This window comes from Ruminobacter sp. RM87, from assembly GCF_000701925.1.
GTDB classification, from domain to species: Bacteria; Pseudomonadota; Gammaproteobacteria; order Enterobacterales; family Succinivibrionaceae; genus Ruminobacter; species Ruminobacter amylophilus.
In genome coordinates, this window is sequence record NZ_JNKD01000056.1 from 15930 (window position 1) to 19219 (window position 3290).

Consider the following 3290-nt stretch of genomic DNA (forward strand, 5'->3'; position numbering starts at 1 on the left):
AGTTTCTGAAGTAAAAATATATCCGTGTTTGATTAACATGGATTTGAGTTCAGCATAATTTTCAATGATACCGTTGTGAACCATTGCTATGGTTCCGGACATGTGGGGATGAGCATTCACTACTGACGGTTTTCCGTGAGTGGCCCAGCGGGTATGGGCAATACCTATACATCCGTCAAGGGATTTTTCCGCCACACTGTTTTCCAGAACTGATACTCTTCCGAGACATCTGTCTCGTAAAATTTCGTATGAGTTACCGGCTGTCTTACTGATGAAGGCTACACCTGCCGAATCGTATCCACGATATTCGAGTTTTTTTAATCCTTCTATAAGAAAATTCTTAACGCTTCTTCGAGCTACAGCTCCGACTATTCCGCACATTTTTATGATCCTAATTAATGGTTTTATAAATAGACAGTTTTATAGAGGTATTCCGTATACTGTTAGCTTCTGAAAATTGTATTCATTTCCTTTTGTTTTTCCTCTAATTCCTATGTATAGAACTATTTTTAACTCTTTCAATAAATCGTGTGATGAAAAATTCAAATGAATATTATGTCTAATATTGACATCAATACATTTAACTGATTTTCCTGTTACAGAATCAATTATGGCAATAGTTATTATTGGTGATGACTTATCCGTAATGATGACGTCATCAAATGAAATAGTGTACAAAGCATTATTTTGAATAGAACATAATGTTAGATACTTATAATTATCATTTGCGATGATTTTTCTGTCTTCAATTTTTGTTATTAGTGAGCCATTGGATTTTTTTGCTAAATTCACATAGTTGTTATAAAAAATTAAATTCCCAATTTTTGCGTCATAGTATTCGTCTACCTTTAACGTGTCAAGCACTTGAAGAGGAGATGTTTGGTTTGAAAGAAGTAATTCATTCTTAATTGAATTAATATTTCTATTAATTTCTAAAATATTAGTATTTAAGTTTTCTGTGATATTATTAGAAGTAAGCTCACTAATCTCTTTAAGTTGAGCGATAATTTTCTTGTAATTAATGGTTTTAAATTTAAAAAATAAAAATTTATGAATAATAAAAAGCGAATCACAAATTTTTTTGTATATGGGAAAATTAATAAATTTAACAACCTTATTAGAATTTTTTTCCTCAATTTTTATTAAACTATGATTAAGAAGCACAATATCAAATAAATTATTAAATTTTCTTATTCCAAATATGGCTACATATAGGAAGTCAATATAAAATGTTTTAAATCCTCTTCTAATGCCAAATAATTTTGATGAACGTAGATGCAAATGATATGGGTAGTTAGCATCAAAATTTAATTTTGTTATTAAGTAATTTGGATCTGATGAATAGGCAAATCCAAATTCAGAAAACATGCAAACTAGTTTTTTATAGTATTTCTCTCGTACTTCGATACCAAATGAGTTAAATTTCGTAGTTGCGCTAGATAAAAAAGCATGTACGTAACTATTGTATATTCTGTGAGTGATATTGCTAGACCTAAGATACGACATAATCATTTTAATGATTTCAATGTAATCATTAAACAGAGATTCCCAATTATGAGTAATGGATTCCTGATGTAATCTTCTAAAATAAAGTAATTTCTCTGTTTTGGATGTACGTGAAGCTTTAAGAAAAGCTTTTACAAAAAAATAATTATCTTCAAAATGAATTTTTTTGTTAGGATATCTCAATTTAAATGAATTTACAAAATCCAATTTATAAAACGTTAAACATGTACTTACACACATTCTAGAAATAAAAGGAATACAATCGTTGTAGTTAAATACATCTTTAACAAAATCTTTTGGATAGTAACCTAATCCGTAGTAGTTATTAGGAATTAATTCTCTTGTTTCATCATTAAAATCAGTTCCTTTGAAGAAAAGCATATCTAACCTTTTATCTTTTGCCTTTGTGTATAAATGAAATGCAGTATTTTTATCAATATAGTCATCTGCATCAACAAATTCAAAATACTCTCCTTTAGCTTCATTTAATGCAATATTTCTTGATATCGAAACACCTAAATTATGTGGATTGTTTATAATTTTGAATCTTTTATCTAAACTTGCATACTTATTCATGATTTCCAGGGTGTTATCTGTAGAACCATCATTAACGCAAATTATCTCTGTATTTCGAAGTGTTTGTGAACTTAGACTTGTTAGTGTTTCATCTATGTATTTTGCAGCATTGTAGGCACAGACGATTAATGATACACATGGCCTAAGATATATTTCCTCAAAAGCGTATAATTCGTAAGGTTTTATGCAAATTAGTGGGTTTTTATCATCCAAATAAAGTTTTTGAACTGTTATTGGAAGAGAGCATTTAATTGAATCATAAATTTCAAGCCATCGTTTTGAAAAAATTGTATTTTTATAGTTATAAGGTTTTTCTTTTGATGAAAAATGCATAATTACACATTCTTCAAGTAAATTTGTAAACGATGAATATGATGTATTGTAAAAATGGTTAATATCATTGATATTCCATTTTGCTTTTGCTCTTGTTAGGTTTAACACTAAAAGGTTGTATTTAATATCCAATAACTTGGCATTCCCATTCATTACGATATTAAATATATTTTGATCCATTAATGAATTGTCTGTAGAATTCTTTTTGGTTTCAATGAGTTTGTCAGTAAGATTATCTAGTCTCATTTTTTCTAGATTTAACAGCATCACACCTGAATTAAAATAATCATTTAAATCTTTAGTTTGTTCTGTAACATAGTACATACGACCAGAGTCTTTAACAGCTGCTACATAGTAATTGGATACATCTTCGTCGTAGAGAGGGGATAGGTCTTTATTAACTATTATGTCGCCATCTAAATACAAAATTTTATTTAAGTGAGGAACTAAATTTGGAATATCAAATTTTATAAGAGCACTTATAGATGCAACGCATGGTTTTGAGGAATCAAAATTATGCATGCCTTCATATTTTTGGGATGAGCAGTCTATGAACTTTATTGATAGATCCTTAGTTTGCAATTTGTGAAATTCATTTTTTATTCGACTGCTTACATTTACAGCAAGAATATGGATTTGATACTCTTTATGTTTATTTTTTGAGTCTCTCATAGATTTAATTGTAGCGAGAGATGGAGCAATGAAATTCTGGTCGATAATCATTGCAATGTTAATGATAGGCATGATTAATATATTCCGTTCTAAAATTGTATGGGATAATTTATCTTTAAAAGAGCATAAATATCCATTTGATTAGAAGTCTTAGACAATGGATATCAACTATTTATCATATGATAATAAGTATTTATCATGAA

1 protein-coding gene and 1 pseudogene are annotated in these 3290 nt (G+C 28.7%); both read right to left on the minus strand.

Annotated features, from left to right (window positions below; all coding sequences use genetic code 11):
• Positions 1–381, minus strand: a pseudogene (locus tag T489_RS0109855) (glutamine--fructose-6-phosphate aminotransferase); the annotation flags it as partial.
• 39 nt (positions 382–420) lie between these two features.
• Positions 421–3159, minus strand: a complete 2739-nt coding sequence (locus tag T489_RS0109860) for a glycosyltransferase (protein WP_031579870.1) — start codon at positions 3157–3159, stop codon at positions 421–423.
• Positions 3160–3290: the final 131 nt, after the last annotated feature.